Raw genomic sequence first — 26841 nt, 5'->3', positions numbered from 1 at the left:
TTTACATAGATATAATGGAGGCAATAGTGGCAGATAATGGTATTGCGGGTAACGGATGTGAGATATTAGTTCCCGATGAAGATAAAAAGACTTTAAAAGAGATAGAAAAGTCAATTACAAAAAGGTATAGAAAAAAACTGTGGTCTAAATTTATAAAGGCTATAAAGACATATGAATTGGTAGAAGAAGGTGACAAGATAGCAGTAGCTATTTCAGGTGGTAAAGATAGTATATTGATGGCAAAAATGTTTCAAGAGCTAAAAAGGCATTCTCAAGTAAACTTTGAAGTGGTATACTTGGCTATGGATCCAGGCTATCATGATAGCATTAGAAAGTTATTAGAGGATAATATGGAGTATTTAGATGTACCGCTTAACATATTTGATGCAAATATATTTGATGTTGCTGATAAGATAGCTAGTGATTATCCTTGCTATATGTGTGCAAGAATGAGAAGAGGAGCTCTTTATGGCAAAGCTGAAGAATTGGGTTGCAACAAACTTGCGCTAGGACATCATTTTGATGATGTAATAGAAACAACAATGCTAAACGTGTTATGTTCTGGTAACTTCAAAACTATGTTACCAAAGTTAAAATCTACAAATTTCAAAGGATTAGAGTTAATAAGACCTTTATATTATATTAGAGAAGACGATATAATTAAATGGATTAACTATATTGGTATATGGCCACTTAACTGTGCATGTATGGTTGCAGCAAAAAAAACTGGAAACAAGAGATATGAAATAAAGGATTTAATAAGAAACTTATCTAAAAATTTCACTAATGTTGAAAAATCTATTTTTAAGGCTGCAGAAAATGTAAATATAGACTCTGTATTGGGATGGCAGATAGATGGGCACAGACATACGTTTTTAGAAAAGTTTGAAGAGGAGGAGTAATATGGAAAATTACTTTTTGGATGAATATATAGTAGTTGATCTTGAAACCACTGGTTTAAATCCGCAAAACGGTGATGAAATTATAGAAATTGGAGTTACAGAAATTAAAGGTGATGATATTAAGCTTAACTACTCAAGATTAGTAAAACCTAATTCAATTATTACAACATTTATCAGTAATCTAACCAATATCACAAATGAGATGGTAGAGAATGAAAAGAAAATTGAAGAGATACTTCCAAAATTTAGAGAATATATAGGAGATAGAACTGTAATTGCACATAATGCAAAATTCGATGTAGGTTTTTTAAATCATTATTTGAGCATTATGGGTTTAGAGACTATAGAAAACTATATATGTACGGTAGAGATGCTTAAAACAACTAAGAATTACAATGGAAAAAATAAAAAATTAGAAACAGCTTGTAATTTTTATGGTATAGAAAATTCAAATGCACATAGAGCTTATTCAGATACACATGCTACTGCTAAATTATTTTTAAAGATTAGAGAAGATAGACTTTAATCGCGGGGGTAAATATGTCAGATAACAACGAAATTAACAAAATTAGAAGAAAAAAAGTTTCGTCAAAATCCAAAAATAATGCTCCCATAGACCTATCACAAAAGCGTAGGGAAAAATTTAGCTACGAAGATACAAGTCTTTCCAGTAGGATAGAGAGAAGAAATGAAGAATTGAGACGAAATCGTGAAAGAGAGTTTACTAGTAGTAATAGAATAGATGGCTCTAAATACAAGTATAACAAATATCCTATAGATGATAATAGATTACCTAGTGATAGACATATCGATTATAACGAAATCAAAAGGAAAAGATATAAAGATAATTTTGATAAAAATTCTAACAAAATTAGGATAAAAAAAACTCAATCAAGTGGATCTGAATTTAAAAATGAATCTGATTTAAAAAATAATGAAATCAATTATAGGCGAAGTAGATATAAAGACGAAGAAGATATTGTAAGTAGAAAATTTTCTATTAGTAATGTTTTTCGAAATAGATTTATAAGAAATAATAAAGAAGAATATGATTATGATGATTTATATGAAGAATATAGTCATGAGAACGATACAAAAAGAGCAATGGTTTTTAGGATTTTAAAAAGACTTATAATATCATTTTTAATTATATTTATACTTATTAGTTCTGCAGGATTTTTATATTTTAGAAGTGTAGTTGCAGATATGCCAGAACTTACTAAAAGAACAGTAAGAGAATCATATATTAATAAGGATCCAGTCTCTATAAAGAGAATACCTAAAGAATTACAGAATGCTGTTATTTCTATTGAAGATGAAAGATTTTATAAACATGGTGGAGTAGACTATAAATCAATGATGAGATCTCTATTTGTAAATATAAAATATGGTCCTAGTCAAGGTGGAAGTACTATAGATATGCAGGTATCAAAAAATTTACTCACAAGTAATGAGAAATCTTTAAAAAGAAAAGTACAAGATATGTATAATGCATATAGATTAAATAAGATAATGACTAAAGATGAAATATTGGAAGCATATCTAAATAATATATATTTGGGTAAATCATCTTATGGTGTACAAGCAGGATCCCAATTGTACTTTGGGAAGAATGTGTGGGAGTTGACATTTGGTCAGTCAACGATGTTGGCTGGCATTACAAATAATCCAGCATTATATCAAAATTATGAACAAGCAAAGAAGAGACAAGCCTTAGTACTTAAGAAAATGTATAATTTAGGATATATAAAAGAAAATGTATATAAGGCACAACTTTATAGAGACACACCTTTTAAATCAGAAATAGATAGATAAAAAATACCGGATTTTAATCCGGTATTTTTTCATTTTTATTCTTTAAAGAGTATAGCAGCTTATAAATCTAATTTATAATCCCCATACTTGATCAAACCTTTTTTTCTCATTATTTTTACTACAGTTAATGAAATAATAGCCGGTAAAATGAAGTGTAAAATAAGTATTTCTATAAGTAAAATAAGAGAAGATCTTGAACCTGACATTGTTTGCCATGTCATTAATTGACCTACTAAACCAGATGTACCCATACCACCACCAGCAGCATTGTTCTCCATTTTAAATACAATTGTAGAAATTGGTCCCAAAATAGCACTAGAAATAATTGGTGGTAGCCATATAATTGGTTTTCTCATAATGTTAGGCACTTGTAGCATTGAAGTTCCTAAACCTTGTGCCAAAAGCCCATTTATACCGTTCTCTTTATAAGAAATTACTGCAAAACCTATCATTTGTGCTGAACAACCTATAGTTGCAGCACCTGATGCAATACCACCTAAACCTAAAATAATGGATAGTGCAGCTGAACTTATTGGAAGTGTCAATACTATACCCATAACTACTGACACTATTATACCCATAATAAACGGTTGTAGTTCAGTAGAAACTTTAATAAATTGACCTAAGGCTGTCATACCAGCTATTAGATAAGGTCCTATAAAATAAGCAATTATAGAACCTACTAAAATAGTTATAAAGGGTGTTACAATTATATCTACTTTTGTTTTTCCGCTAACTAATCTGCCTATTTCAGCCCCGATTACTACAGCGATAAAGGCTCCTAATGGATCTCCAGAACCAGATACAATAATTTTACCAGCGCTGCTTACTAATTGACCAGAATGTAAGGCAGAACCAAAGGCACCTATAAAACCTGTTACTCCTGAAGCTAAAATTACTAATTTAGGAGATTCAAGAGCATGTGCAACTCCTATACCTATTACTGGTCCAGTTAATGACATAGCAACACTTGCAATAGCGATTAAAAATATGGAAAATGGTCCACTAAAACTTGATCCTATTTGCTTTATAATAAGTCCAATTATCAAAGTACAAAAAAGTCCTAAGGCCATTCCGTTCAGTCCTACTATAAAGTATCGATGAAAGAATGCTTTTAATTTATTGTTTTTCATTTCAAACCCCCTAAAAATATATGTCAAGACATATGTATATTATAATGTTTGTAACTGCAAATATCAAGGTTTATAGTTTTGTAAAATAATATAAAATAAATATGTTATTAAATATACAATAAAATAATACCATATTCATATTAGTTCTTTTATTCTATATCCCATTTAATTATCTTATGGTATTCTATATATGTGAACAATAAAAGAAAGGTAATTAATATGGATTTCAATAAAATAATTTATACTAGACCCGATTATGATACATATAAAGAAAACATTACTCTTTATATAAGTGAATTAAAAAATACTAGAACTTTTGAAGAATTTGATAATTTGTTTAATAAAATAAATAAACTTAGAGATAAAGTACAAACAATGAAAGTATATAGTGAAATACGTTATTCCATAAACACAAAAGACAGTTTTTATGAAAAAGAAAATGTTTATTGGGATGAAAAATCTCCGCTTTATGATTCACTTGATAATATATTCTATAGAGCGGTACTCGGATCAACATATAAGATCAATATAATAGAAAAATACGGACAGCAATATTACAGACTGCTAAATTGTAGATTAAAGAGTTTTTCTGATAAGATAATTTATTTATTACAAAAAGAAAATATATTAATGTCTCAATACACAAGGCTACTTGCATCAGCAAAAATACTTTTTGATAATAAAATATGTAATTTATCAGATTTATCCATTTATATGTCATCTAATGATGAAAAAATTAGAAGAAGTTCAATAAAAGCACATACTAGTTTTTTTGAAGAGAATGAAGATAAATTTGATAGTATTTTTGATCAACTTGTAAAAATTAGACATGAAATGGCAAAAAGAATGGGTTATGAAAACTTTATAGAACTTGCTTATTATAGAATGGACAGAACTGATTATAATCCTAAAATGGTAGATCAACTTAGAAAAAATGTTAGAGAAACATACATTTCGCAAGTAAATAAAATATATAAAAATCAGGCTAAAAGAATAGGTGTTGATAAAATATCATATTACGATGAAAAACTAGATTTTTTAGAAGGTAATGCAAAATTAGTAGGTGATGGCAATTATATTATAGAACAAGGCAAAATTATGTATAGTCAAATGTCAAATGAAAGTAAAGAATTCTATGATTTTCTTACAAATAATAACCTATTTGATGTTGAAGCTAGAGAGTCAAAAGCTATGGGCGGATACTGTACGTTTTTAAATTCATATAGAGAACCTTTTATTTTTGGTAACTTTAATGGAAGTGTGGATGATATTGATGTACTAACCCATGAAGCAGGTCATGCACTACAGATGTATTTATCTAGAGAAATTAAAGTTCCTGAATTATTATTTCCAACCTTGGATACTTGCGAGATACACTCAATGAGTATGGAATTTTTCACATATCCGTGGATGAAATTATTCTTTGGTGAAGATGAGGAAAAATACAAGACTTATCATTATGAATCTGCAATAAAATTTTTACCATATGGGTGTTTGGTCGACCATTTTCAACATGAAATCTATAAAAATCCAAATATGAGCCCAGTTCAAAGAAAAAATAAGTGGAGAGAATTGGAAAAAATATATATGCCAAACAGAGATTATCAAGATTTAGATTTACTTGATAGGGGAGGTTATTGGTTTAGGCAAGGACATATATACAAAGATCCTTTTTACTACATAGATTATGTATTAGCTCAATTATGTGCACTTGAATTATATGAATTGATGCAAGTAGATTATAAAAAAGCTTGGAGTATTTATATAAAAATGTGCAAGGTTGGGGGAGAGTATTCATTTATAGAACTTGTAGAAAACTCAGGGCTTAAAAATCCTTTTAAAGAAATTTAAAATAAACCCATCACATTAATAATTATTGTGATGGGTTTATTTTCATAATACTATTTTAAATTAATTTTTATAGGTTTCTATTATCTTTTAACAATACATCGTGAGCGCCACCTTCGACTATTGAAGTAGAAGATACAACTGTTAATTTTGCTTTTTCTTGTAATTCAGGTATTGTAAGAGCTCCACAATTACACATTGTTGATCTTACCTTAGCTAAAGTCATATTGACATTGTCTTTTAATGAACCTGCATATGGAACATATGAATCAACACCTTCTTCAAAAGATAGCTTTTTATCTCCACCAAGGTCGTATCTCTGCCAGTTTCTTGCTCTTGCAGAACCTTCTCCCCAGTATTCTTTCATGTATGATCCGTTTATATTTACTTTATTAGTTGGAGATTCGTCAAATCTTGAGAAATATCTACCAAGCATTACAAAATCTGAACCCATTGCAAGTGCTAATGTAATATGATGATCATATACTATACCACCGTCTGAACATATTGGAATATATACACCAGTTTCTTCAAAGTATTCATCTCTAGCCTTTGCAACATCGATTACAGATGTGGCTTGACCACGCCCTATACCTTTTTGTTCTCTTGTGATACAAATAGATCCACCACCGATACCTATTTTTATAAAGTCAGCACCAGCTTGTGCAAGGAATCTAAACCCTTCTCTATCTACGACATTACCAGCTCCTATTTTAACTGTTTCGCCATAAGTATCACGAACCCACTTAATTGTTTTGGCTTGCCATTCAGAATATCCTTCAGATGAATCAATACATAATACATCTACTCCAGCTTCAATTAAAGCTGGTATTCTTTCTTCATAGTCTCTTGTATTAATACCAGCACCAACTACATATCTTTTTAGTTTATCATGCAATTCCAAAGGATTTTGTTTATGTGAATCATAGTCTTTTCTAAATACCATGTGCACTAAATTTCCTTTCTCATCTAATACTGGTAAAGAGTTCAATTTATTATCCCATATTATATTATTTGCTTCTTTAAGGGTTACATCCTTAGGAGCAGATACAATTTTCTCTATTGGAGTCATAAAAGTTTTAACTTTTTCACTGCCATCCATTCTTGATACTCTATAATCTCTACTTGCAACAATACCTAATAGTTTACCTGTAGCAGTTCCGTTATCTGTAATAGCAACAGTAGAATGACCAGTTTTTTCTTTTAAATCTAATATATCATTTAAAGTATGTTCTGGTGTAAGATTTGAATCACTTACTACAAAACCAGCCTTGTGTGCTTTTACTCTTGCAACCATAGCTGCTTGATTTTCTATTGTCTGAGAACCAAATATAAAAGAAACACCACCTTCTTTTGATAATGCTACAGCCATTTTATCATCAGAAACGGCCTGCATAACAGCGGAAACTAGTGGTATGTTCATTTTCAATTCAGGTTCTTCACCTTTTTTAAATTTTACAAGTGGTGTTTCTAGGCTTACATTTGCAGGTATACAGTCTGCAGAAGAATAGCCTGGAACTAGTAAATACTCACTGAAAGTTCTAGATGGAGTATCGAAATAGTATGCCATTGATTTTTTCATCTCCTTTTTAATAATTAATTTATTTTTTCCTCATATAACTAAATATTTAAACAATTATTAATTATTTAATAAATAGTATAATAGCAAATTCTATCACTTATTCAATAATTTGTCTAGATTTAATTGATAAATTGTAGAAAAAAGAAAAAGTATAATATATAATAGTTATTATACTACATTATTAAGAAAGGAAAAATCACATGGAAGTATTAAAAAATAGAATTTTGATTGATGGTACAGTAAATCAGAATAATATTTTAAAGGTAGATAATTTTTTAAATCATCAAATTGATGTTGGGCTACTAAATCAAATTGGACTAGAGTTTAAAAAGAGATTTTCTGATATTAATGTAGATAAAATTATCACGATAGAATCATCAGGAATTGCTATAGCAACTATAACTGCTCAATATTTTGATAATATTCCAGTAATTTTCGCAAAAAAGACTAAATCAAGAAATTTGGATGAAGCTTTATATCATACTAAAGTTTATTCTTCTTCAAAAAATCAAGATTATGATTTAATGATATCAAAAAGATATCTTAAAAAGGGTGATAAGGTTATAATTATAGATGATTTTTTAGCCAAAGGCTCAAGTGTTATGGGTTTGATGAATATAATCAAAGAAGCACAGGTAGAACTAATTGGTGTGGGTATAGTAATAGAGAAGTCATACGAATATGCTAGTATGAAATTAAAAGAACAAGATATAAGGGTTGAATCACTTGCTTGTATTGAATCCTTAGAAAATAAAACTATAAGATTTAAATAATGGAGGAAAAGGATGAAATTTTTTATCGACACAGCTAATATTGAAGAAATCAAAGAAGCTAATGAATTAGGAGTTATATGTGGTGTTACTACAAACCCTTCACTAATAGCAAAGGAAGGAAGAGATTTTTCAGAGGTTGTACAAGAGATAACTTCAATAGTAGATGGTCCTATCAGCGCCGAAGTATTAAGTTTAGATAGTAAATCTATGATAAAAGAAGGTAAAAAACTAGCACAGATACATGAAAATATAGTTATTAAAATACCTATGTGTGCTGAGGGTTTAAAGGCAGTAAAAGCTTTGACAGAAGAAGGGATTAGAACTAATGTGACTCTAATATTTTCAGCTAGTCAAGCATTGCTAGCTGCTAGAGCAGGAGCTACGTATGTTAGTCCATTTGTAGGTAGATTAGATGATATATCATTTGATGGACTTCATTTAATAAGTGAAATTACACAGATATTTGAAGTAAACTATATAGCAACAGAGGTAATAGTAGCAAGTGTTAGAAATCCTCTTCATGTAATTGAAGCGGCTAAATTAGGTGCAGATATAGCTACTGTTCCATATAAAGTTATAAATCAAATGATTAAACATCCGCTAACAGATAAGGGAATAGAAGGATTTATTAAGGATGCAGAAAAAGCATCGTTGACAATATAATTATAAGAAGGTGACTATATGAAAGAATTATACTCTCTACAAAATGGTACCGATATTAGAGGAGTAGCATATAAAGACAAAAATAGTGATTTAGAGATTAACTTATCTGAGATTGAGGTATGTATGATTGCGAAATCATTTGCTAAATGGCTTAAGAATAAGAATAAAACAAGTTATATATCAATTGCCTTGGGGATGGATTCAAGAGTTACTGGACCAAAATTTAGAAATATATGTGCACAGGAACTTGTAAAAGTTGGAGTAAATGTGATAGATTGTGGCCTTGCTACTACACCTTCTATGTTTATGTCAACGATATTAGAGGACTATAAAGCTACTGGTGCAATCATGTTTACAGCGAGCCACATGCCATATATATATAATGGTATGAAGATGTTTACTAGAGAAGGTTGCCTAAATAAAGAGGATTTAAAAGAAGTTTTAGATATATGTGTAGAGGCAAATTTAGATGATAAAATAGACGATATAAAGTCCAACATAACTGAAAGAAATTTAATTGATGACTATTCAAACGAATTAAAAGAAATTATAAAAAAGGGTGTGGACTCTAAAGATAACTACAATAAACCATTTGCAGGTATGAAGATTGTAGTAGATGCAGGTAATGGTGCTGGTGGCTTTTTTGCCAATAAAGTACTTGAAGATTTGGGCGCAAATACTAAAGGAAGTCAATTTTTAGAACCTGATGGTCATTTTCCAAATCATATACCAAATCCTGAAAATAAAGAAGCCATGAAAGCTATATCAAAGGCTACGTTAAATGCCAATGCAGATTTAGGTATAATATTTGATACAGATGTTGATAGAGCAGCTGTAGTATCCAAATATGGTAAAGAGATAAATAAGAATGCATTAATAGCTTTGATTTCTTCTATAGTATTAGAAGAAAATCCAGGTTCAACAATAGTAACTGATTCTGTAACTTCTGATGGACTAGGGGAATATATAAAATTATTAGGTGGTGTCCATTATAGATTCAAAAGAGGTTATAAAAATGTAATAAACGAATCTATTAGGCTAAACAATGAGTGTATAAACTCACCTTTGGCTATTGAAACATCTGGTCATGCAGCTATGAAAGAAAATTATTTTTTAGATGATGGCGCTTATTTAGTAGCTAAAATATTAATAAAAGCAGCAAAAATGTTCAAAGAAAATAAAGATGTTTCTGAACTCATCTCTGAATTAAGAGAAGCAAAAGAATCTTTAGAGTGTAGAATTAAAATAAAAAATAATAATTATAAAGAATATGCGGGTTCTATTATAGAAAGTGTAAAAGAAAAAGCCCTAGAAATTGAAGATTGGGAAATAGTAGAGCCAAATTATGAGGGAGTAAGAGTAAAATCAAATAAAAATAATCAACAAGGATGGTTTTTATTAAGATCATCACTTCATGAGCCATTATTGGTGCTAAACATAGAATCGGATGTGGAAAATGGTTCAAAAGCTTTATTTGATAATATTAGTTCTATATTAAAGTCATTTGATTTAGAATTTCCAAAATAAAAATTAGATATTATATAATGTAATAGACCTAGTTATAACTAGGCCTATTTTTTTGTTACAATTTGTAATAATAGTGACAAGATTGTAATGTCAAATAACGATGCTGTAATGAATATTTTTGATTAGTTGTGGTATTATATAAATATAGAAAACATAGTAAATTACATCCAAGAAATTGGATAAAAATATAAATTAAAAGGAGTGGTAGCTATGAAAAAGAAATTATTTGCAACAGGAATATTATTGGCAGGTGTATTAACATTAAGTCCAATAAGTATGGCAATAAGCAATTTAAGCCAAGATAAAAGTAATCAAGATGTAATGTATGCGAGTGTAGAACCAAAGAAAAATACCACTCAAAAAAATATTGCTAGAGAAGAACTACAGAGTGAATATAACTATGATGAAAGTGCAATAGACGATAAAGTCATAAATAAAGATGATACAATAGTTGAAAAGCAAGTAACTTCAAAAAATGTTTATAAACAGGAAAATAAGGATCAAATAGTAGATAATAATCAAATAAGAAATAAAAATAGCAATGTTGTTAAAAATAACAACGCTATAGCTAATAAAAAGCAAGTTGTTGTAAACAATGGGCTAACAAAAGAAGAAGCTGAAAAATTATTAAAAAATAGATATGGTAAGAATACTACTTATGATTATCTAGGAACTGAATCTGATTTTGGCGCAATAAAAGTAAAAGGACATGAAGGATATATGTATTTCCCTAACAAACCAACTGATTATGCGTATTTTGTAGATAAACACACTAACGAAGTATACTACTATCACCCATCTGGTTATTTTGATATAGCTGAATAGTAGATTATAAATATTATAAAATATAAATAACGTTGAAAATATTAATCACATTTTCAACGTTATTTTTTTATTGTTTGTTGAAGTGATTAGTTCATTCTAGTATAATGTAATTAGTCAAAATATAGATTTTTATTATGATTGGAGAATTTTGTGGAAAAAATTGATAGAAAACAATTTAGGAATTCACTCTTATTTGCGCTTGGTGCATGTGGTGTCGACTTATTTATTAAAACAAATAACGGTACTTTTAACAGTCAATTTAACAATAATATTGTAAAATGTATAATATACTATGTACTACTATTTGTAATAGTATTTGTATTATCGAATTTAGCTTACAAAAAATTAAAAAAATATAATGGTTTTAGCTAAATTTAATATTATTTTTGTAAAATATACTTATTGTAAAATATAATTAGGATAATGGAAGGATGTAATAATTTATGTGTGGATTTATAGGTTTCTTTGATAAAAGAGAAAATAAAGAAGAAATAGTTGAAAAGATGATGGACAGAATAGTTCATAGAGGACCGGATATGGGTGGAAAATACATAGATGATTCTTGTGCCTTAGGTTTTAGAAGATTATCTATATTAGATTTATCAGAAGCGGGTGCACAGCCACTATATAGTGAAGATGGAAATAAAATTTTGGTTTTTAATGGTGAAATATACAATTATATGGAAATTAAAGAAGACCTGATTAAAAAAGGATACAAGTTTAAAAGTAATACAGATAGCGAGGTATTAATTCACGGATATATGGAATATGGTGAAGATCTAGTTAACAAATTAAGAGGTATGTTTGCTTTTTGTATATGGGATAAAGTAGAAAAAAAGGCATTTGGTGCTAGAGATAATTTTGGTATAAAGCCATATTATTACTACGAATATGAATACGAGGGACAAAAATCAATGATGATTGCATCTGAAATTAAATCATTTTTAGAGCATCCATCTTTTGTAAAAGAAGTAAATGAGAAGGCACTAAAACCTTATCTTACTTTCCAATATTCATCACAGCCAGATGAAACTTTCTTCAAGGGTGTAAAAAGACTAAGACCAGGTCATTATTTTACATATCAAGATGGTAAAATGGATATAAAGAAATATTGGGAAGTCGATTTTAATGATAAACATAAATCATTAGAAGAAAACATTGAAGATATCAGAGCTATAGTTGAAGACTCTGTTAGAATACATAAGCATTCTGATGTTCCAGTAGGCTCATTTTTATCTGGTGGGATAGATTCCAGTTATATCACTGCCACTTTGATGCCTGATAAGACTTTTTCAATAGGATTCGAGCAAGATAATTTTGATGAATCGACTTTAGCAGCAGATTTATCAAAAATACTTAATATAGAAAATATAAGAAAGACTATTAACGCTGATGACTGTCTAGGAATGCTTTCAACCATTCAATACCACATGGATGAACCTCAGTCAAATCCATCAACTTTACCACTTTATTTTTTATCTAAATTAGTAAAAGATAATGGTGTAACAGTTGTACTTTCAGGTGAGGGTGCAGACGAAATATTTGGTGGCTATGAATGGTATGATATAGATACTGGACAGAAAAAATTAAAAAAATTACCAGGATTTATTTTGAAGCCTGCAGCAGCTATTGCAAAATCTATGCCTAATTTTCATGGAAAAACCACATTATTAAGAGCAGGAAGACCTGTGGAAGAAACATTTATTGGTGAAGCTTTGATATTTGAAGAAGATGAAGCAAAGGATATATTAAATTCTAATTTCCATAATTCTAGATCAGTAAAAGATATTACAAATGAAGTATATGCTCTTGTAAAAGGTAAGGATGATGTTACTAAAAAGCAGTTTTTAGATATTAAACTATTTATGGAAGGTGACATACTACAAAAGGCAGATAAAATGAGCATGGCCCATTCATTAGAGCTTAGAGTACCTTTCCTTGACAAGGAAGTAATGAAGGTTGGAGAGCAAATTGGAAGTGAACAAAAGATTACTAAGGGTACTACTAAATATGTATTAAGAAAAGCTGCAGAAAAGTCTTTACCTGAAGAATGGTTCAAGAGAAAGAAGAAAGGATTCCCAGTTCCAATTAGACTTTGGTTCCAGGAAGAAAAATATTATAATTTTGTCAAGGAATATTTCCAAGCTGATTATGTAGACCAGTTTTTTGATAAAGAAAAGATTAATAAATTATTAGACGATCATTATAATGGAGTTACTAATAATGCAAGAAAAATATATACAATATTAGTCTTTCTTGTATGGTATAAGAGATATTTTATTGATGAAATAGCATAGCTAAAAATATTAGGGGGTTAATATGTCAAATAAGAAATTTATTTCATTACTTACTACACCAGTAGTATTAATAGTTTTATTTTTCGGTTTAAGATTTGGATATATTAACCCCATGATTAAAGCTATTGATATACATATTAATGGCGGAAATTTTATAACAAATACTAACAAATATGTTGTGAAAGTGGGAGATAAGCTCCCAATGTCATTAGGAAATTATGTAGTAGTTCCAGGATTTTCAAAAAAGCCAGATTTATCAATTGTTACATTAAACAATAATGGTGTAGTAAGTATAAAAGATAATGTTTTGATAGCCAATAAAGAAGGCTTGGCAACACTTGGAATATTAAATAAAAACAGAGTTCTTAGAAAAGTAAATATAATGGTTGTAAATCCTAAAATTACAAATATGGAGATAAAATTGAGTAACCAGATAAAATATGTTGGTGATAAGGCTAGTATAAAAAGTTTTGTAGATATAGAAGACTATAAAAAATTATCTGATGGATACAAATTACAATATTCTTCTACTAACCCAGAAATATTAAAAGTTGAAAACAACACTATACAAGCAACTGGTGTTGGAGAGTGTAAATTAATTTCCAAATATGCTAGAAGAGAAATACAGACTTCATTTCTTATTTATCCCAAAGTAGTCTCCTTAAGTGCAAAAGATTCCTACAATTTGGAAGCTGGTCAAGAGACTAATATTGATGTGCAAATAAAGACTTTTCCTATAAATAAAAAAAGTAAAGTAACATATACAGTCGAAGATAAAATAGATGAAAATATTTATGATAAAAATATAGTAAAAAGATATACTGATAGTGGTCTTAGAACTATAAGGGGTGTTGATGTTACGAGTGACGGTAAAATAAAAGCTTATAGACCTGGGAGATATAAACTAAATATCAAGTCTGGTGATAGGAGTTACAATACATCAATATACGTTAATAAACCATCTTTTGAAAATTTAAAAATAGAAAATCTACAATATTTTACTACTAAAAAAGATAATAAAATTTCAATAGAATTAGGATGGGATTATAATGAAAGGGTAGATAATTATAAAGTATACATGAAAAATACTGATGATGATAAATTTAATTTTTATTCAAATATAAACACAAGCTCAGAAAAGTTGCCAAAAGGAAATAGATTATCACAACATATCACTTTAGAAAATAGAGATAAAAAATCTTCTAAATATGAGTTTTATGTTATAGGATATAACAATGAATTAACTACTAAAAAGAGTGATATATTGACAATCGATATGAATGATAAAAATCAATATCAGAAATTAAAAGTAAGTAATGTAAAATATAAAATAAGTCCTGATAATCAAAATATACAACTAAGTTGGGACAAATTGAATAAAGATACATACTCATATAGAGTATATTATGCTAATCATGATTTTAAAGATAAATCATATATAATGTTAGCTAAAAATATAAAAAATAATAAAGTAACTATAAAGAAGCCTGTTTATTTTGATAGCAATGATTTAAATTATGATTTTTATATTGTAGGTATAAGTAAAAAAGGACAAATTTCAGACTTTAGTAATCCACTTGCTTATAAGCGTTAACCATAATGAAATTTTAGAAAGTAGGTGTTAGCTTGAATGAAAATAAAGATTCAAAAATAAGAGTCAAAAAGAATAAGCGTGATAAAAAATTTGATACATTAAGTATTACAAGAGAATTAGAAAAATCTCTTAGTATTGATAAAGAGGTAGAAAAAGAGAGAAATCGTAAAAAAAATGAAAGAAGAAGAAAATTATATAAAAATACCGCAATAGCTTTTTTAATATTTATCATTGTTATTCTTATAGCTTTTATTTATAATATTAATCAAACCTACAAGATTAGCGGCGATATTAGACAATATATGCAATCTAATAATCAAGTTAAAGTTGAAAATGATAAAAAAGATAATTTAATATTTACACCAGCATACTTATCTAAAAAAGATGGAATAGTAATTGTTCCTAGTGAAAAAGTCGAGCCTAAATCATATGCCTACATTGCTAATAAACTTGCAAGAGAAGGCTATAAAGTAGTAGTTGTAAAATTAAATATGAATTATCCTGCATTTTCAAAATCTTCAATAGAAAATATTATTGAAACAAATTTGGATGTGAAAAATTGGTACTGCATTGGCCATTCTCAATCTGGGGATTTAGTTATGTCAGAATCAGCTAAATATGAAAATATTCAGGGAGTTATATTCTTGGGAACATATCCAAAGGGAGATGATTTAAAGTTAATTAATAAACCTACACTTTTTATTTCAGGTACTAAAGATGGCCTAATTAACTATGATAATTATAAAAATACTAAAAGTGGTGAATCAAAGAATACATATTTCTATCAAATAGAAGGAGCAAATAATACAAATTTTGCTAATATAGAGCTTATAAATAATGATAATAAAGCATTAATCACAGAAAAGAAACAAAAGACTAAGACCATAGAAAAAATTATAAATTTTATTGATAATAATTCATCATATATTAATGATTAAATGAATATAAGTATACGGGTATAATAATGAACTTATACTTGTATACTTATTTAAATATTATTTATATTATTCTAAATAAAAGTTAAGGGGGTAGAATAATGACTGATAATAAACATTATGAAAAGGCAGAAAAATATTGGTCAAATCTTTTAAAAGATTATATTACTCTCGCTAGATTTCCTAATGATTTTATAAAGGATGATTCATGTAATTTTTCTATAATACAAAAAACAATAAAAAAAACTAACTATGATAAAATACTAGAATACTGTGATAAAAATCAACTAGATATAGAATCTTTACTAATATCCGTATACGGAATTGTATTGCAGAGGTTTACATACGAAGATGATGTAGTTTTTGCTAAAAACCTTATGATGCTTCCTATAAGAATACATGTTAAGAATCAGAATATCAAGTTTGTGGACTTAGTGAAAAGCGTTATGGATCAAAGTAATGAATCAGATGAATTTGACTATTATATGTACTCATCAAATGCATATAAAAGTAGTATGAATGATAAATTAATAAATACAATGTTTAATTTAGATATATTAAATTCAAATTCTTTTATTGATGAAAAAAATTTAAAAGTGGACTTATTTATGAAAGCTAATATAAAAGATGGAATAAGACTAAAGTTAGTATATAAGTCATGTTTTTATGATAAGAGAACCGCTAGAAGTATAATTTATCTATACAAATATATATTAAATCAAGTTATAAATAATAATGAAATTAGACTAAATAGCATTCAGAATATGAAAGAGGAACATGAAGAAATGTTCACTAATATACTGGATGGAAATAAATTTGATTTTGATCCAAGTATATCATATTTAGATAAATTAAAAAATCAAATAAAAAAAACACCTAATAATATTGCAATATCTGATTCAAGTGAAGATATAACTTATAGAGATATGGATATAATAACTGATAAAATTGCAAGTAAGCTTTTAGAAATGGGTGTAGAAAAAGGAGATACAATTGCTGTAATTCAAGGTAGAAATAAAAATGTTGTATTAGCAGCAATATCAATTATAAAAATAGGAGCTGTTTTTTTTCCTATAGATAGAACAAATCCAAATGAAAGAATAAACTATTTATTAGAAGATGGAAGAGCAAAATTAATACTTACGGCTCAGTATTTTACAGATAGAATTGAAAAAGGATTTCCTGAATATAAATATTTGTGTATAGATAACTTAGGATATTTAGAAAGTATCAAAGAAATTTATACAAAGATTAATCCCAAGGATGAAGCTTATAGAATATCTACATCAGGAACTAGTGGTAGACCAAAATGTATAAGTATAAGGCATGAAAGCCTTATGAATATGTCATATTTTAGCATAGATTATATTAATGCTAATGAAAAAGATATATGTGGTGTATATTTAAGTTTTAGTTTTGATGCCATAATGAAACAAATATTTCCGTATCTTCTAATAGGTGCAAGGGTAGACATATTACCTGAAGCAGCTAGGGAGAATGAATATACTGTCGAAGATTATTGCATAAAAAAGAATGTAACAATTTTGGCACTTCCATCTATATTGGGTAAGTTATTTATGATGAACTGTCCTTGTCCAAACTTACGTATTTTACAAGTTGGAGGAGATAAATTTAAGGGATATATAAAAAGAAATTATGATATTTACAATGAATATGGTCCAGCTGAATTCACGGTATTGTGTACAAAATTTCATGTAGATAAGTATTATGATTTAGTTCCAGTCGGTAGGCCTATTTACAATACAGAAGCATATATTATAGATAAAAATAATAATGTATGTGCAATTGGAGTTCCTGGTGAACTTTGTTTATCTGGAATACAAATTGCAAATGGTTACCTTAATAATGAGGAACAAAATAAAAGATCATTTGTAGATAATCCATTTGCACATGATGAATACACTAAAAAAATGTATAGAACTGGAGATTTAGCAAAGTGGATTGATATTGATGGAACAATAGCAATAATAGGTCGTATGGACTCTCAGATAAAAATCAATGGTATAAGAATAGAAATTTTTGAAATAGAGAATATGATTACTATGATACCAGAAATTAAAAACTGTGTTGTAGTTAAAAAAGAAGATGAGAATGGAGAAAAATATTTGGATGCATTTTATGTACCATATGAGGATTATTATCCAACTGAAAAAGTAAGAGAATTCCTGGAAAATAACTTACCACCTCATATGATTCCAAAAAATATTTCTAGATTATGCGTATTACCTGTAACACCAATAGGTAAGGTTGATAAGAAAGCACTTCCAAATTTATAAAATATTTAAATATTAAAAATGGTTTCAGGTATATATTTATATACCTGAAACCATTTATTTTTTAGAGATTATTAGTTTGCTAGATGATAGTTCTTTTTAGTAATTTTTAGTATATTTTTTATATTCTTAGTAACATAGACTTTTTTGTCCTTTGTAATAAATATTGCATCTACACCATCTAATGAATTAATAAAATTCATACCTTTTTCTAATCCAAGCCCATATGTAGAAGTAGAAAGCGAGTCTCCATCTACTGAATTATCTGAAATTATAGTAACACTACTCAAGTTATTTTCAAATGGATATCCAGTTTTTGGGTCAAGCATATGATGATATATTTTTCCATCTTTCTCTATATATCTTTCATATATACCAGAAGTTACCACAGATTTATTAGTAAGTGTAACTTGACCCATAACTTCTTGATTTGAAGCTGATGGATCCTGTATTCCAACAGTGAAGTTTTTATCCTTTTGATTTTTACCATATACATATATGTTTCCACCGAGATTTATAATAGCATTTTTTACACCTTTGCTTTTTAATTGTCTGGCTAGTTTATCAGCACAGTATCCCTTGGCTATACCACCTAAATCAATTTTCATAGATTTTTTCTTTAAAAAAATTGTATGCTCTTTTTCGTTTAGGACAATATCATTATAATTTAGTAAAGGAAGTACTTTATCGATTTCTTCCTTTGTAGGTACTTTAGGTGATTCTCCTCCGATACCCCACAATAATGTCAATGGTCCTACAGCAGTAGAAAAAGTTCCATCAGTTAGTTTTGAATATTTTATTGATTTATCTATTATATTGTATATATCGTTTGAGACTTTTACTGGCTCTATCCCAGCCTTGTCATTTAACTTATTAATATTGCTTGATGATTGCTGAAGACTCATTTCGTTATGTATATCTCTAATTGTATTATCTACATCAGATAATATTTTAGCTTGATCTTTTTCTTTAACATCTATGATTGTAACCGTATTAACTGTATCTAAATAGTAATTAGTTTTACTAAATGTACCTTTTTTTGTAAATGGATCTTCCTTAATTATATAAAGTCCTGCAAAAAATAACAAAAGTAAAGCTAAAATAATCGTTAATTTTTTTTTCATTTTTCCTCCCTTTTTTATGTTATAATTAAAATTGAATGAACATAATTATTATATCATAAATTTAGGAGAAGTAATGAAAAAGAGAGATATTATTTTAATACTGATAGTAGCAATTTTAATTGGACAATTTATAATTATAAATAAATTTATAAATAAAGATAAAGGTGATAGAGTAGAAATATATTTGAAAAATAAATTATACGGAACTTATTCTTTAGATAAAGAAAAAAAGATATATATTAGTGATGCTGGTAATAAAAACGTTTTAAAAATACATGATAATGGAATAGAGATGATTGAAACAAATTGTCCTGATAAAGTCTGTGTTAAAACAGGATTTATAAGTAAACCAGGTCAAAGTATAGTATGTTTACCGCATAAGCTAAATGTAAAGATAGTAAGTGATGATGAAAGTAAAAAAGAAAATGATGTAATAGCTCAATAAATGATTAAAGGTGGTGTAGAAATGGTTAATTTAGGTAATGACTGGGATGAAATACTAAAGGAAGAATTTAAAAAAGAATATTATTTGAAACTAAGAGAGTTTTTAAAATATGAATATAAGAATTATGAAATTTTTCCAGATATGTTTTCAATTTTTAACGCATTAAAATCTACATCATATTCTAACACCAAAGTTTTGATACTAGGTCAAGATCCATATCATGATATAGGCCAAGCACATGGTCTTGCTTTCTCAGTACAAAAGGGTATAAAGATTCCACCTTCATTATTAAATATGTATAAGGAGATAAAAGAAGAATTTGGATATGAAATTCCAAACAATGGATATTTAGCAAAATGGGCAGATCAAGGAGTCTTGCTCTTAAATACCGCACTAACTGTGAGAGCACATCAAGCAAATTCTCATAAAGGTAAGGGATGGGAATTGTTTACTGACTCTGTAATTAAATATTTGAGTCAAAGAAATGATCCAGTGATTTTTATATTATGGGGAGCAAATGCAAGGAGTAAAAAGTCAATAATTGATACAAGTAAGCATTATATATTGGAAGCTCCACATCCAAGTCCATTGTCAGCACATAGAGGTTTTTTCGGATGTAATCATTTTAAAAAGACTAATGAAATATTAGAAAATATTGGTAAAGATCCTATAGATTGGAAAATTGATAATATATAATTATAGAAAAGTCTTTTGTTTGTTATATGTTTTTTCTATAACGTTATACTATATTATAGTTGAACATTATAGGTAACTATGATAAGATGGTTAAGTACACGGGGGTGAATGGGTGCTGGTGTGCCCTCTAGTCTTCAAAACTAGTATGAGGGGTTAGTAGCCTCTTGGGTGAGTTCGATTCTCACGCATTCCCGCCAATTTTATTGTTTACCAATTCGAGTCATTTATCTACTATGATATAATTAATTCATAGTAGATTTTTTATATTCATTACAGGAGGGTTTTATGGAATTTGTAGCTTCTTTTAGTGGGGGTAAAGATTCAATATTGGCAATAAAAAAATTTATTGAACAGGGAAATAGATTAATAGGGCTAATTGTATCTTCAAAAGAAAATGGAATGTCTTGGTCTCATAATGTAGATAAAGAGTACTATGATAATGTAGCTCAAATATTAAGGTGTGATATATTTTTTACTTATACAGATATAGATACATATGAGAATAATTTTGAAAAAGCTTTAATATATTTTAAAAATATAGGTGCAAAAGCTTGTGTGTTTGGTGATTTCAATATAAATAAACATATAAAATGGAACAATAGTAGATGTATTAATGCTGGCATAGAGGCTATACATCCTATGAAATTTATGGATTCTATAGATGTAATTAATGAATTTTTAAAAACAGATATGCAAGCTAGAATAATAAAAATAAACGAGGATTATTTGCCTAATTTATATATAGGAAAAGTTATAGATAAAAATTTATTAGATGAAATTATATTGCAAAATCCTAACACTGATCCTTGTGGTGAAAATGGAGAATATCATACTTTAGTTGATATAGAGTCTATAAAGAAAGCCTTTGTAAGTGATATATACTTAGATAATGCATCTACATCTTATCCAAAAGCTCCAGGCATTTCTACTAGAATATCTGATTTTATTAATAACGAATCTTTTTCAATAAATAGAGGAACATATATGAAGTCATATAATTTGTCATCCAAAATTATTGATATTAGAGAGAGAATACTTAAATTTGTAGATGCACCTGATTCTTCAGAATGTATTTTTACTGGATCTGCTACTGAATCCTTAAACATAATAATGAATGGTTTATTAGATAAAAGGAATACCATAGTAATAGATGATAGAAACCATAATTCTGTATGGAGGATCGCAAATAATATAAAAAAACAAAATTCAAATAAAGTGATAATATGGAAAGCCAATAATGAAGGAAAATATGAAGTTGAAGAACTTATAAATCAAATAGATAAGAATACAAGATATATTTTACTAAATATTGTAGATAATGTTGGTGGAAGAAATTTGATAGAGTCTACTGATAATTTTAAAACATTAATTGACTATTGTAATAGCAATAATATTTTCTTAATTGGGGATTTTAGTCAAGCAATGTGTGAGTATAAATTTTCTATGAAAGAATTAGGGTTTGATGCCATTATATTTTCAGCTCATATAGGATTGATGGGCTCTGAAGGATTAGGTTTGTTGATTTTGAATTCTTCAATAAAAAATAATGTGAAGCCTCTATTATTTGGAGGTACTGGAAGTAAATCAGCAGATTTTAATATGCCAAATACATTACCTGATAGACTAGAAGCGGGGACATTAAATCATCCTGCAATATTTGGTCTGGATGCTGCATTAGAATACATATCACTGATTGGAATAGACAAAATAATAGACAAAAAGAATAAGCTTTGTAATTTAGCTAAAGATGGCCTTAAAGATATTGACTCAATAAAAGTATGGGGAGAGGGATCATTTTTATGCTTATCAAGTAAAATAATAGACGATTCAGATTTGGCCTTCAATTTAGACTTACAAGATGGGATAATGAATAGAGTAGGAATTCAGTGTTCTAAAATGTCCCATCAAGCAATTGATAATTTTCCAAAGGGATGCATAAGATTTACTTTTGGATACTTTAACAATATCTATGATGTTGAAGATTTGATTAAAGCAATAAAGAAATATCATTAATAATTAAAATTCTAAAAGTATAGAATGTAACAATAAATGTATTGCTAGTATATTGTTATATTCTATACTTTCTTTTTACACTATAATATTTAATTATTATATGATAATATGAACTTGTATTATTTATTTTTTATTATTTGGAGGGTTGAAAATGGCTGATTACAAAGAAATGTGGAAAGACCTAGGTATGGATTTAGAGACACATGATCAATTATGTGAAGTATTACCGCAAGCGTTTACAGACGTATATTTATCACAAGAAAATAGACCTGAAAACATGGCTTACTATGATTTTGTTGTATCTGAAATACATGGTGTAAGACCTGCTGAACTTATTGAAGCACAGAAAAAAGGGAAAAAGGTTTTTGGTTCTTTTTGCATATTTGTACCAGATGAAATAGTATTTGGTGCAGATGCTATAGCAACTGGTTTATGTGGTGGATCACAATTTTGGGTTCCTGGTGGAGAAAAAGTACTTCCTACAAATACATGTCCATTGATTAAAGCTTCGGTTGGAGCAAGATTAGATAAGACATGTCCATTCTTTAGAATAGCTGATATGTATATTGGTGAAACAACATGTGATGGTAAGAAAAAAGCATGGGAAATACTTGGTGAAGATGTTCCTATGTATGTAATGGATTTGCCACAAATGAAGAGAAGAAAAGATTACAAAGCTTGGGCAGAAGAAATAACTGACTTTAAAAATACAGTAGAAGAATTTACGGGAAATAAAGTAACAGCCGATTCTTTAAAAAATTCTATAAAATTAATAAATGATAAAAGAAGAGCTTTACAGAGATTAAGTAATTTTAGAAAAAATATAAATATACCAATTTCAGGTAAGGATGTTCTTTTAATTTCTCAAATAGCTTTTTATGATGATCCTACTAGATTTACTCAAATGACAAATGCACTTTGTGATGAATTAGATAAAAGAGTTGAAGAAGGTGTAAGTGTATTCCCTAAGGGAACAAAGAGAATATTACTTGCAGGAACTCCACTTGCTATACCAAACTGGAAAATTCACAATATTATTGAGACTTCTGGCGGTGCAGTAGTATGTGAAGAGATGTGTACAGGTACTAGGTATTTTGAAAACTTGGTTGATGAATCTAAAGATGGTTTAGAAGATCAAATAGATGTTCTAGCTCAAAGATATATGGGAATAAATTGTGCATGTTTTACACCAAACAATGATAGAATAGAAGATATTAAAAGGTTATGTAAAGAATATAAAATTGATGGTGTAATAGATTTGAACTTAAAGTTCTGTAATCTATATGATACAGAAGGCTTCTTGGTAGAAAGAGAACTTAAAAAAGATGGTATACCAGTTCTCGGCATAGAAACAGACTATACAGATTCAGATGTACAGCAATTAAGAACTAGAATTGGTGCATTCATTGAAATGTTGGACTAATAATTAAATAAAAAATTAGCCTGATTATTTCAGGCTATTTTTTATAAATATTATTGCAATTAATATGGTTGATATAATGAAATTAAGAGGTTTAAAATGAAAAAAAATTTTTATATACTTTTTGATAACCATCAAAATGGATTAAAACTGTATAAACTACTTAGGGATAATAGTTTAAAAGCTACAATTTCTCCAACACCGAGGTCTCTATCTAAATGTTGTGGTATATCATTAATAGTAGCTGAAGAAGAATTAAATCAAGTAGAGAAAGTAATAATAGAAAATGAAATAGATATTATAGGTATTGAATCAATAATAAAGGATATTAATCCTAATAGAGATAGATACTGTTAGGGGGAAAGTATGATATACGTTGGAATTGATATTGGATCAACGGCATCAAAAGTTATAGTCATTGGAGAAATAGAAGGTAAATTTGTTATGCCAACTGGTTGGAGTAGTAAGGAAACTACAAAACTAGTCAAAAATAAGTTAAAGGAAAATGGGATTGATTTATGTGCTGATAATGTTATAGTAGGATCTACTGGATACGGAAGACAAGCTGTAGATTTTTCAAATTATGTAATAACTGAAATTACTTGTCATGGAAAAGGTGGATATTATTTAGCTTCAAGAAATTGCACGGTGATAGATATTGGTGGTCAAGATACAAAAATTATAAAGATAGAAAATGGGTCAGTAAGCGACTTTTTGATGAACGATAAATGCTCTGCAGGAACAGGAAAATTTATAGAAATAATGGCTAATAGATTAGGGGTTGATATTGATGAATTATTTGAACTAGCAGAATTAGGAAAAATACTTCCAATTAGCTCTCTCTGTACAGTATTTGCTGAATCTGAAATTATAAATTATATAGGTGAAGGTAAAAATAGAGAAGATATAGCTGCGGGCGTAATAGACTCTGTAGCTGGTAAAGTAGCTCAATTATTCGCAAAATTTGCTAATTCAGATTATGTGCTATTGACTGGAGGCTTAAGTCATAATGAATTTTTTGCAAATAGTCTTTCTAAAAAAATAAAAACACCAGTTAATACTTGTCAAGATGGTAGATTTGCAGGTGCTCTAGGTGCTGCATTGATTGCTAAGCAAAAATACAAAAAAAATAAATAAAATACTTATAGAAGGAAATCAAAAGATTTTATTTAGCGTATTTTTATGTTGACATAAATTTATTTAGTTGATATAATTCATTTATTGAATAATATAACGTTGAAGAGAAGAGTAGTTACATATCACTTATTAAGCGAATTGGTTATGGTGTGAGTCCAATATAATATATGTAGTGAAGAACATCTCGGAGTTCCTGACCGAACTAATAGTAGGCTCAGGCGGTTTGATACCGTTATAATCAACTAAGATATCTAATATATAATATTTTTAGATAATTAGGGTGGTACCGCGATTATATACACGTCGTCCCTTTGTGGGATTGACGTGTTTTTTATTTAAATTAAAAATCTGGAGGAAATTATGCAAAAAGAATTTATTGAAGTAAAATCGCTTTATAGAGATAGTGAATCTTATATAGGCAAAAGTGTAAGTGTAGCTGGTTGGATTAGAACAACTAGAATATCTAAGAGTTTTGGATTTATTGAGCTAAATGATGGTTCATTTTTCAAAAACTTACAGATAGTTGTAGATGAAAAAGAAGTAGAAAATTTTAAGGAAATAGCTAAGTTATCTATATCTTCTGCAATTTTAGTAGAAGGTGAGTTAGTCAAAGTAGATAATGCAAAAAATCCTATTGAAATACATGCGAAGAAAATAATAGTAGAGGGTGATTCAGATTCATCTTATCCACTACAGAAGAAAAAACATACATTCGAGTATTTAAGAACTATTGCTCATCTTAGACCAAGATCTAATACTTTTTCAGCTGTTTATAGAGTAAGATCAGTAGTTGCATTTGCTCTACATAAGTTCTTTAATGAAAGAAACTTTGTTTATGCTCATACTCCATTAATTACAGGAAGTGATACTGAAGGCGCTGGAGAAATGTTCCAAGTAACGACTTTAGATATGAAAAATCCACCACTTAATGAAGATGGTAGCATAGATTATTCACAGGACTTTTTTGGAAAAGAAACAAACCTTACAGTATCTGGTCAGTTAAATGGTGAAATAATGGCTTTAGCTTTTAGAAATATTTATACATTTGGACCAACATTTAGAGCTGAAAATTCTTATACAGGTAGACATGCATCCGAATTCTGGATGATAGAGCCTGAAATCGTATTTGCTGATTTAGAAGATTTAATGGAATTAGCAGAAGATATGATTAAATATGTTATTGAATATGTTATGGAAAATTGTCCTGAAGAGATGGCATTTTTCAATAGTTTTATCGATAAGGGATTATTTGAAAGATTAAATAAGATAGTAAGTTCAGATTTTGTAAGAATAACTTATACAGAAGCCGTAGATATACTTCTTAAGTCAGGACAAGAATTTGAATATCCAGTTGAATGGGGATGTGATTTACAGACTGAACATGAAAGGTATATTACAGAACAAGTTTACAATGCACCAGTATTTGTAACGGATTATCCAAAGGATATCAAGGCATTTTATATGAGAATGAATGATGATGGTGAAACTGTTAGAGCGATGGACTTATTAGTACCTGGTGTTGGTGAGATAATTGGCGGTTCACAAAGAGAAGAAAGATATGATGTATTATTAAATAAAATACATGAAATGGGATTAAATGAAGAAGAATATTGGTGGTATCTGGAACTTAGAAAGTTTGGTACAGCTACACATTCAGGTTTTGGACTAGGATTTGAAAGAATTATTATGTATCTAACTGGTATGACAAATATTAGAGACGTAATACCATTTCCAAGAACTCCAAAGAATGCAGAATTCTAAATTTAAATATTGTATAATAAAAAGCGCCTTTTTAGGCGCTTTTTATTATACAATATT

General features: G+C 28.5%; 23 protein-coding genes, 1 tRNA gene and 1 other annotated feature. Of the genes, 21 read left to right on the top strand and 3 right to left on the bottom strand.

Annotation, left to right across the window (positions count from 1 at the left end; all coding sequences use genetic code 11):
- Nucleotides 1–14 precede the first annotated feature (14 nt).
- The 3 genes from O0R46_RS05325 to O0R46_RS05315 are packed head-to-tail and all read left to right on the top strand — an operon-like array spanning nt 15 to nt 2717.
- Nucleotides 15–902, top strand: a complete 888-nt coding sequence (locus O0R46_RS05325; RefSeq protein WP_269310689.1) for a tRNA 2-thiocytidine biosynthesis TtcA family protein — start codon at nt 15–17, stop codon at nt 900–902.
- 1 nt (nt 903) lies between these two features.
- On the top strand, nt 904–1428 hold the full coding sequence (locus O0R46_RS05320) for a 3'-5' exonuclease (RefSeq protein ID WP_269310688.1): 525 nt from the start codon (nt 904–906) through the stop codon (nt 1426–1428).
- Nucleotides 1429–1442: 14 nt separating this feature from the next.
- A complete protein-coding gene (locus O0R46_RS05315) occupies nt 1443–2717 on the top strand; it encodes a biosynthetic peptidoglycan transglycosylase (protein WP_269310687.1) in 1275 nt (424 codons plus the stop codon).
- Nucleotides 2718–2776: 59 nt separating this feature from the next.
- On the opposite strand, the gene O0R46_RS05310 is transcribed toward O0R46_RS05315, so the two are convergent.
- Entirely contained in the window at nt 2777–3850 is a 1074-nt protein-coding gene (locus O0R46_RS05310; RefSeq protein ID WP_269310686.1) for a PTS sugar transporter subunit IIC, read from the bottom strand.
- 219 nt (nt 3851–4069) lie between these two features.
- Here O0R46_RS05310 and O0R46_RS05305 point away from each other — a divergent pair, with 219 nt between their 5' ends.
- Entirely contained in the window at nt 4070–5701 is a 1632-nt protein-coding gene (locus tag O0R46_RS05305) for a M3 family oligoendopeptidase (protein ID WP_269310685.1), read from the top strand.
- Between the two features lie 67 nt (nt 5702–5768).
- Here the strand turns inward: O0R46_RS05305 and O0R46_RS05300 are convergent, their stop codons facing one another.
- Complete coding sequence (locus tag O0R46_RS05300) at nt 5769–7268, bottom strand: IMP dehydrogenase (RefSeq protein WP_269312537.1); 1500 nt, start codon at nt 7266–7268, stop codon at nt 5769–5771.
- A gap of 212 nt (nt 7269–7480) precedes the next feature.
- Here O0R46_RS05300 and O0R46_RS05295 point away from each other — a divergent pair, with 212 nt between their 5' ends.
- The 9 genes from O0R46_RS05295 to O0R46_RS05255 all read left to right on the top strand — a co-directional run bounded on the left by O0R46_RS05295 (nt 7481) and on the right by O0R46_RS05255 (nt 18191).
- On the top strand, nt 7481–8053 hold the full coding sequence (locus O0R46_RS05295) for a xanthine phosphoribosyltransferase (RefSeq protein WP_269310684.1): 573 nt from the start codon (nt 7481–7483) through the stop codon (nt 8051–8053).
- A 12-nt stretch (nt 8054–8065) separates the two neighbouring features.
- Nucleotides 8066–8716 (top strand): fructose-6-phosphate aldolase, encoded by a 651-nt coding sequence (gene fsa, locus O0R46_RS05290; protein WP_269310683.1) that lies wholly within the window; start codon nt 8066–8068, stop codon nt 8714–8716.
- Between the two features lie 18 nt (nt 8717–8734).
- Nucleotides 8735–10243: a phosphohexomutase domain-containing protein gene (locus O0R46_RS05285; RefSeq protein ID WP_269310682.1), complete on the top strand. Its 1509-nt coding sequence runs from the start codon at nt 8735–8737 to the stop codon at nt 10241–10243.
- A 210-nt stretch (nt 10244–10453) separates the two neighbouring features.
- Nucleotides 10454–11068, top strand: coding sequence for a hypothetical protein (locus O0R46_RS05280; protein WP_269310681.1), 615 nt, complete (start codon nt 10454–10456; stop codon nt 11066–11068).
- A gap of 150 nt (nt 11069–11218) precedes the next feature.
- Complete coding sequence (locus O0R46_RS05275) at nt 11219–11440, top strand: hypothetical protein (protein ID WP_269310680.1); 222 nt, start codon at nt 11219–11221, stop codon at nt 11438–11440.
- 71 nt (nt 11441–11511) lie between these two features.
- Complete coding sequence (gene asnB, locus O0R46_RS05270) at nt 11512–13365, top strand: asparagine synthase (glutamine-hydrolyzing) (RefSeq protein ID WP_269310679.1); 1854 nt, start codon at nt 11512–11514, stop codon at nt 13363–13365.
- A 22-nt stretch (nt 13366–13387) separates the two neighbouring features.
- Nucleotides 13388–14959, top strand: coding sequence for a fibronectin type III domain-containing protein (locus tag O0R46_RS05265; RefSeq protein ID WP_269310678.1), 1572 nt, complete (start codon nt 13388–13390; stop codon nt 14957–14959).
- 32 nt (nt 14960–14991) lie between these two features.
- On the top strand, nt 14992–15897 hold the full coding sequence (locus O0R46_RS05260; RefSeq protein ID WP_269310677.1) for an alpha/beta hydrolase: 906 nt from the start codon (nt 14992–14994) through the stop codon (nt 15895–15897).
- A 98-nt stretch (nt 15898–15995) separates the two neighbouring features.
- A complete protein-coding gene (locus O0R46_RS05255; protein ID WP_269310676.1) occupies nt 15996–18191 on the top strand; it encodes an AMP-binding protein in 2196 nt (731 codons plus the stop codon).
- A 71-nt stretch (nt 18192–18262) separates the two neighbouring features.
- On the opposite strand, the gene O0R46_RS05250 is transcribed toward O0R46_RS05255, so the two are convergent.
- Nucleotides 18263–19312, bottom strand: coding sequence for an FAD:protein FMN transferase (locus O0R46_RS05250; RefSeq protein WP_269310675.1), 1050 nt, complete (start codon nt 19310–19312; stop codon nt 18263–18265).
- 73 nt (nt 19313–19385) lie between these two features.
- Here O0R46_RS05250 and O0R46_RS05245 point away from each other — a divergent pair, with 73 nt between their 5' ends.
- The 8 genes from O0R46_RS05245 to asnS all read left to right on the top strand — a co-directional run bounded on the left by O0R46_RS05245 (nt 19386) and on the right by asnS (nt 26784).
- A complete protein-coding gene (locus O0R46_RS05245) occupies nt 19386–19757 on the top strand; it encodes a NusG domain II-containing protein (protein WP_269310674.1) in 372 nt (123 codons plus the stop codon).
- Between the two features lie 21 nt (nt 19758–19778).
- The gene (locus tag O0R46_RS05240; RefSeq protein WP_269310673.1) at nt 19779–20453 is read left to right on the top strand and encodes a uracil-DNA glycosylase; all 675 of its coding nucleotides are present in this window, start codon (nt 19779–19781) and stop codon (nt 20451–20453) included.
- Nucleotides 20454–20553: 100 nt separating this feature from the next.
- Nucleotides 20554–20650: transfer RNA gene (locus O0R46_RS05235), tRNA-Sec, on the top strand.
- An 88-nt stretch (nt 20651–20738) separates the two neighbouring features.
- Nucleotides 20739–22466: an aminotransferase class V-fold PLP-dependent enzyme gene (locus O0R46_RS05230; RefSeq protein ID WP_269310672.1), complete on the top strand. Its 1728-nt coding sequence runs from the start codon at nt 20739–20741 to the stop codon at nt 22464–22466.
- Between the two features lie 151 nt (nt 22467–22617).
- Nucleotides 22618–23889, top strand: coding sequence for a double-cubane-cluster-containing anaerobic reductase (locus O0R46_RS05225; RefSeq protein WP_269310671.1), 1272 nt, complete (start codon nt 22618–22620; stop codon nt 23887–23889).
- Between the two features lie 96 nt (nt 23890–23985).
- Entirely contained in the window at nt 23986–24243 is a 258-nt protein-coding gene (locus O0R46_RS05220; RefSeq protein WP_269310670.1) for a putative Se/S carrier protein, read from the top strand.
- A 9-nt stretch (nt 24244–24252) separates the two neighbouring features.
- On the top strand, nt 24253–25023 hold the full coding sequence (locus tag O0R46_RS05215) for an acyl-CoA dehydratase activase (RefSeq protein ID WP_269310669.1): 771 nt from the start codon (nt 24253–24255) through the stop codon (nt 25021–25023).
- A 90-nt stretch (nt 25024–25113) separates the two neighbouring features.
- Nucleotides 25114–25337, top strand: a binding site (T-box leader).
- A 46-nt stretch (nt 25338–25383) separates the two neighbouring features.
- Entirely contained in the window at nt 25384–26784 is a 1401-nt protein-coding gene (gene asnS / locus O0R46_RS05210) for an asparagine--tRNA ligase (protein WP_269310668.1), read from the top strand.
- Nucleotides 26785–26841: the final 57 nt, after the last annotated feature.

It is taken from the genome of Peptostreptococcus equinus (assembly GCF_027125355.1).
Taxonomy (GTDB): Bacteria; Bacillota; Clostridia; order Peptostreptococcales; family Peptostreptococcaceae; genus Peptostreptococcus; species Peptostreptococcus equinus.
Note: the sequence above shows the minus strand (reverse complement) of the source record. Positions and strands in the feature narration are given on the sequence as shown.

Excerpts from the sequence above, each read along its gene's own strand:
- O0R46_RS05325 (WP_269310689.1), top strand. The coding sequence starts at position 15 with ATGGAGGCAATAGTGGCAGATAATGGTATTGCGGGTAACGGATGTGAG.
- O0R46_RS05320 (WP_269310688.1), top strand. The coding sequence starts at position 904 with ATGGAAAATTACTTTTTGGATGAATATATAGTAGTTGATCTTGAAACC.
- O0R46_RS05315 (WP_269310687.1), top strand. The coding sequence starts at position 1,443 with ATGTCAGATAACAACGAAATTAACAAAATTAGAAGAAAAAAAGTTTCG.
- O0R46_RS05310 (WP_269310686.1), bottom strand. The coding sequence starts at position 3,850 with ATGAAAAACAATAAATTAAAAGCATTCTTTCATCGATACTTTATAGTA.
- O0R46_RS05305 (WP_269310685.1), top strand. The coding sequence starts at position 4,070 with ATGGATTTCAATAAAATAATTTATACTAGACCCGATTATGATACATAT.
- O0R46_RS05300 (WP_269312537.1), bottom strand. The coding sequence starts at position 7,268 with ATGGCATACTATTTCGATACTCCATCTAGAACTTTCAGTGAGTATTTA.
- O0R46_RS05295 (WP_269310684.1), top strand. The coding sequence starts at position 7,481 with ATGGAAGTATTAAAAAATAGAATTTTGATTGATGGTACAGTAAATCAG.
- fsa (WP_269310683.1), top strand. The coding sequence starts at position 8,066 with ATGAAATTTTTTATCGACACAGCTAATATTGAAGAAATCAAAGAAGCT.
- O0R46_RS05285 (WP_269310682.1), top strand. The coding sequence starts at position 8,735 with ATGAAAGAATTATACTCTCTACAAAATGGTACCGATATTAGAGGAGTA.
- O0R46_RS05280 (WP_269310681.1), top strand. The coding sequence starts at position 10,454 with ATGAAAAAGAAATTATTTGCAACAGGAATATTATTGGCAGGTGTATTA.
- asnB (WP_269310679.1), top strand. The coding sequence starts at position 11,512 with ATGTGTGGATTTATAGGTTTCTTTGATAAAAGAGAAAATAAAGAAGAA.
- O0R46_RS05265 (WP_269310678.1), top strand. The coding sequence starts at position 13,388 with ATGTCAAATAAGAAATTTATTTCATTACTTACTACACCAGTAGTATTA.
- O0R46_RS05255 (WP_269310676.1), top strand. The coding sequence starts at position 15,996 with ATGACTGATAATAAACATTATGAAAAGGCAGAAAAATATTGGTCAAAT.
- O0R46_RS05250 (WP_269310675.1), bottom strand. The coding sequence starts at position 19,312 with ATGAAAAAAAAATTAACGATTATTTTAGCTTTACTTTTGTTATTTTTT.
- O0R46_RS05245 (WP_269310674.1), top strand. The coding sequence starts at position 19,386 with ATGAAAAAGAGAGATATTATTTTAATACTGATAGTAGCAATTTTAATT.
- O0R46_RS05240 (WP_269310673.1), top strand. The coding sequence starts at position 19,779 with ATGGTTAATTTAGGTAATGACTGGGATGAAATACTAAAGGAAGAATTT.
- O0R46_RS05230 (WP_269310672.1), top strand. The coding sequence starts at position 20,739 with ATGGAATTTGTAGCTTCTTTTAGTGGGGGTAAAGATTCAATATTGGCA.
- O0R46_RS05225 (WP_269310671.1), top strand. The coding sequence starts at position 22,618 with ATGGCTGATTACAAAGAAATGTGGAAAGACCTAGGTATGGATTTAGAG.
- O0R46_RS05220 (WP_269310670.1), top strand. The coding sequence starts at position 23,986 with ATGAAAAAAAATTTTTATATACTTTTTGATAACCATCAAAATGGATTA.
- O0R46_RS05215 (WP_269310669.1), top strand. The coding sequence starts at position 24,253 with ATGATATACGTTGGAATTGATATTGGATCAACGGCATCAAAAGTTATA.
- asnS (WP_269310668.1), top strand. The coding sequence starts at position 25,384 with ATGCAAAAAGAATTTATTGAAGTAAAATCGCTTTATAGAGATAGTGAA.